The 4,430-nt window shown below is 50.6% G+C and carries 4 protein-coding genes, 1 tRNA gene and 1 pseudogene; 3 read left to right on the forward strand and 3 right to left on the reverse strand.

The window, feature by feature from the left end; all coding sequences use genetic code 11:
* The first annotated feature begins 22 nt into the window (after positions 1-22).
* A tRNA-Asn gene (locus Q7T06_RS10380) sits at positions 23-98 on the forward strand.
* Positions 99-345: 247 nt separating this feature from the next.
* Positions 346-1,002, forward strand: a complete 657-nt coding sequence (gene bluB, locus Q7T06_RS10385; protein WP_304784337.1) for a 5,6-dimethylbenzimidazole synthase — start codon at positions 346-348, stop codon at positions 1,000-1,002.
* Between the two features lie 158 nt (positions 1,003-1,160).
* On the opposite strand, the gene Q7T06_RS10390 is transcribed toward bluB, so the two are convergent.
* The 3 genes from Q7T06_RS10390 to Q7T06_RS10400 form a co-directional block, all read right to left on the reverse strand.
* Positions 1,161-1,781: an OmpW family protein gene (locus Q7T06_RS10390; RefSeq protein WP_304784339.1), complete on the reverse strand. Its 621-nt coding sequence runs from the start codon at positions 1,779-1,781 to the stop codon at positions 1,161-1,163.
* Between the two features lie 390 nt (positions 1,782-2,171).
* Complete coding sequence (locus Q7T06_RS10395; protein WP_304784341.1) at positions 2,172-2,537, reverse strand: hypothetical protein; 366 nt, start codon at positions 2,535-2,537, stop codon at positions 2,172-2,174.
* Between the two features lie 49 nt (positions 2,538-2,586).
* Positions 2,587-2,901 (reverse strand): hypothetical protein, encoded by a 315-nt coding sequence (locus tag Q7T06_RS10400; RefSeq protein ID WP_304784343.1) that lies wholly within the window; start codon positions 2,899-2,901, stop codon positions 2,587-2,589.
* Positions 2,902-3,680: 779 nt separating this feature from the next.
* Between Q7T06_RS10400 and Q7T06_RS10405 the strand changes: the two are divergent.
* A pseudogene (locus Q7T06_RS10405) lies at positions 3,681-4,430 on the forward strand (GGDEF-domain containing protein); the annotation flags it as partial.

Genomic DNA, 4,430 nt, shown 5'->3' on the forward strand with positions numbered 1-4,430 from the left:
CATCTTATAATCTCGCTTCTGTTCCCTGATAGCTCAGCTGGTAGAGCGACGGACTGTTAATCCGCAGGTCCCTGGTTCGAGTCCAGGTCGGGGAGCCACAGAATATGAAGGGCCTAGTTGAAAAACTAGGCCCTTTTCTATTTCCAGTTCCTGCCCATTTTGCGCCATTGAATCTCCAGCACAGGAGGCCACTACATGGCGCATGTCAGAATACCCCGCTCATCCAATTATCAAGCAGGATTGTGATTTCAAGTGCATCATGCAGCAGCTAGGATTTTCATGCGTAAAGGCTGACGCAAACGCCACTATGCTCTCATTCGCCACATTGAAACAGCAACACCAAACATGAACGCACATCAATTTTCAACGGAAGAAATCGCAGCCGTCTACAAGGTGATACGCGAACGTCGTGACATGCGTCACTTTCATGATGCGCCGCTTGAAGAAGGCCAGCTGGAGCGTTTCATTCGTGCGGCTCACATGGCGCCCAGCGTCGGCTTCATGCAACCCTGGAGATTCCTGCGTATCAGCGATCCCAATTTGCGCAAAGCCATCCAGGTACATGTGGAAGAAGAACGCATCGCAACAGCCGACGCCTTGGGTGAACGCTCCAGTGAGTTCATGCGGATTAAAGTCGAAGGGATACTTTCCTGCGCCGAGGTGTTAATCGTCGGCTTAACCGACTACCGGGAAAAATATATATTCGGCCGCCGCACCATGCCTGAAATGGATTTGGCTTCGGCATCCTGTGCGATACAAAACATGTGGCTGGCTGCACGTGCCGAAGGAATCGGCCTGGGATGGGTATCACTGTTTGATCCCGCACGGCTGCGCGAAATATGTCACATGCCCGTTGGCAGCCAGCCTATTGCGATCTTGTGCCTGGGGCACGTCAAGGAATTTTATCCCGCTCCCATGCTGGAAATGGAAGCCTGGGACCAGAGGAAGGCGATCAGCGATATCGTTTATGAAAATGTCTGGGGTGCTGCGGAAAGTAACTAGGCGTCCAGCCACGTTCCTGGCTCGGATGCAGGCGATCACTTCCCTGCCCTCATCGTTTATCAATTGACGAAGCACAAAAAATAAAAGGGCTTACGCATAAACGTAAGCCCTTTTTTATTTCTGCAGCGAAGACTGGGCTGCGCTATTCTCGCTACCGTTTAGAAACGATAACCGACACCAACACCGATCAGCCATGGATCGATTTGCACTGCGCTGACTTTGCCTGAGGCGCCGATCACATCACTTCTAAGCTGGACTTTTTTGACATCCAGATTCAAGGACCAGTTTTTATCCAGCTTGTAATCAACACCCGCTTGCAAGGCCAGTCCGACGCTGCTGTTTTCAAGATGGAGAGCGCCATTGTTCAGGGAGTCTTTGGAAATTCTCGTGTAATTGATACCAGCACCAACATATGGGCTGATCTTCTTTTCTGGCGAGAAGTGATACTGCATGGTCAGTGTTGGTGGCAGGTGCTTGAAGGTGCCTATCGATGCGCCATCCAGGTAAACCGTATGTTTTTGCGGATAGGTCAATATCAGTTCAGCTGCCCAGTTCGGCGTGAAAAAATAGCTGATGTCGAATTCTGGAAATGTCTTGGAGCTGACCGTCAGACGATCGGCCGCGCCAGCGCCGCCAACCGGATCAGATTTGTTGGCCGGGTCAAGGTGCAGCGCGCGTACGCGTACCAGCCAAGGGCCTTCCTGTACTTGCTGCGCAAATGCTTGCGAACTGATGGCTGCCAAAGAACACAATGCGATTGCCAATAACGATTTTTTCACGATTACTCCGTAGTTGATGGGGAACATGTGCAACGGTATCGCATCAACATGTTACGGATTTTGACTTCGATCAAATACTCATCTGAACGGTGACAATGCCCGACAAGATTGGTCGGGATTGAATGCTTGAACCTGCATGTGATGCAAGCATCGCGGCGCTTCAATCGCGGCGTAATGTTGCGGTTTGAATGCAGGAATTTGATGGATGCTGGCGTCTTTAATTTTGAGTTCCAGCTCAAGTCAGGCATGCAGGAACATGGGAAGCAATATGTGGATACGCTTGCATGCTGCAGCCTGTCCGCGTCCCGCTTTCAGTCGACAGCTCTCAGGCCTGAACTGAAAATACAGACCATGAGATTGCCGGAGCAAAGAGAAAACCGGGATAGAAAACTACTTGCGATTGGCCTCTATATCGACCAGGCATTCCCGGCCTTTTTGCGTAATATCGAAGCCTGCAGCGCCATCCTTGGCGGCTATATGTCCCTTCTTGCCGAGGAAGGTTGCGACATCGGATTTAAGCACGGCCTGGGGATCCTGGGTGATGGCGTGCAAGCCTTCAATGCAACTCTTGATGAACAGTGTTTGCTTGCCTTTGTCCGTCAAGCCCAGGCTGCCATCTTTTGCATAGGCGATATATTTCAGCCCGGTCAAGCGTTTGGTATTCCTTGCCACGCAGGCAGATGGCCGTCCCTGCTTGTGACCCGCAACTATCTGATTCAGCGCGTCAAACTCATCTGCTGTTAAATCCCCACCCATACACACTTCCCATCTTCAAACTGTGATCCTGCTGCCGAATGGCAGCCGGTTAAAATCGCGGCAAATCGGCCAGGGTCCGGCCCGGTACGTCATGATCTATCGTATCGATATCTTCAATGCCATGCTGGTGTATGACGATATGCACTCTAGGTCCGAGCACCATATCGCTCCCGGCCTTGAATGCCGTCGCCACTTCATCGCCGAAATGCAGTGCATCGACGACCAGACTGACATCCTGCTCCGCAGTCACGGCTTCCCAGCCTGGAGAGCCGTCACCCTTGCGGTGTCCGCGCCCCCATCTGACCATTTCCACTCTATCGCCTGCATCGTTGAATCGCACTGCTTCAATCAAATGAACTGACATCAGTCTCTCCGTAAAAAATATAGTCTGCTTTGCGCCCTCATGGTACGCGCCCTGTTAGCTCACAGCAAGACACAGATCAGCCTGGGCAAAACTGCCGTCAGGCATGCACATCACCTGGAACACCAAATACACGAATTAACATGAAAAAATATTCTCAATAACGATGCAACGCTTAAAAACACCTTCAATCAGGAAATGTTGTTAAATTTGACATTAACCCCTTCGTTTGCAAAGCGGCCATAGGCCATGCCAAGCTCAAAACGAGACCATCAGTCCGCATATGCAAGCCATGCTTCATGACTGCTTAATCATCTCGCTCAAATCCAGGAATATCCCATACTTATGGGATGCCAGTTGAATGTGCAAATGACTACACTGAGCTGCGTGCCTGGAATAGAAAAACAGGTACATCGGCCCTTCCGTACAAAAGGCTTGCAAGCTGATTCATCAAAGCCGGGATCTCGATAAAAACATACGCGGTTTTCCTTGAATAGTAGTTAATATTACTAAAAAACATGCTTCGCTCCTGCGGATTTCCAGCATCGTTTTCCAGATGGCTGGCGCAGAATTGCATCCTGTAGATATCGTCAACCTGGCTCGTTGAGTTTCCACTTCAGAAAATTACCTAGGTTCTGTTGACTATTCTTATGTTTGTGAAAAATCCGGCAGGACACCAGCGCGATAGCAACACAGGGATCAGCTTCGTTCGGCGTAATCCCGGCCCCATCATTTTATGGCCCATGCTTGCCTTGCTGCTGGCAATACTGCTGTGGAGCGCCATGTACTCCAAACTGGCCAGCGACAAGAAGCAGCTGGAAGACAACGCATTAAAGCAAGCCACTTCGATTTCAAAAGCCTATGCGCAGTACCTGACCAGGACGATAGAACAGCTGGATCTGCTGACGCAGCAAATAAAATACAGCTGGGAAAAATCGAACGGTGCGTTGAACTTCGAGGAAATGAGCAAGAGCGGGCTGCTCAACATTCCCCAGTTTGCATCATTCTCTATCTATGACATCCATGGCAAACCCATCACGGCCACTCTCCCCATCGTAAGAAATTTCACGATTGTAGATCGCGAATATTTTCAGTTTCATCAAAAAAATGCATCCGATGCAATGCGCATAGGCACGCCGACCATCGGCCGGCTCAGCGGGAAAAAAATCATACAAGTTACCCGCCGCATTGAAACAGAAGGCGGCCAGTTTGGCGGCGTGCTGGTGATGGGTATGGCACCCGAATTTTTCACGCTCTTTTCTGATGATCCCGTGTTGGGACAGGGTGGCATCCTTGCATTTGTCGGTGAAGATGGGGTGGCACGCATGTCGCAAATGGGCAATGCGCAAGGTAGCAGTCGCGCGCTGCTTGTGCCATCGATCGCGCAGAACACCAAACTTGATCTCGCCACCAAGGACACCGATCTATTTTCCGATGGCAGAACGCGCTTTATCGCAACGCAAAAATTAAACGGCTACCCGTTCTTTGCCCTGGTCGGGCTGGACCAGCAGGATGTATTGCTGCCCTATGAG

Source organism: Herminiimonas sp. (assembly GCF_030645555.1).
In the GTDB taxonomy this organism is placed as follows: Bacteria; Pseudomonadota; Gammaproteobacteria; order Burkholderiales; family Burkholderiaceae_D; genus Oxalicibacterium.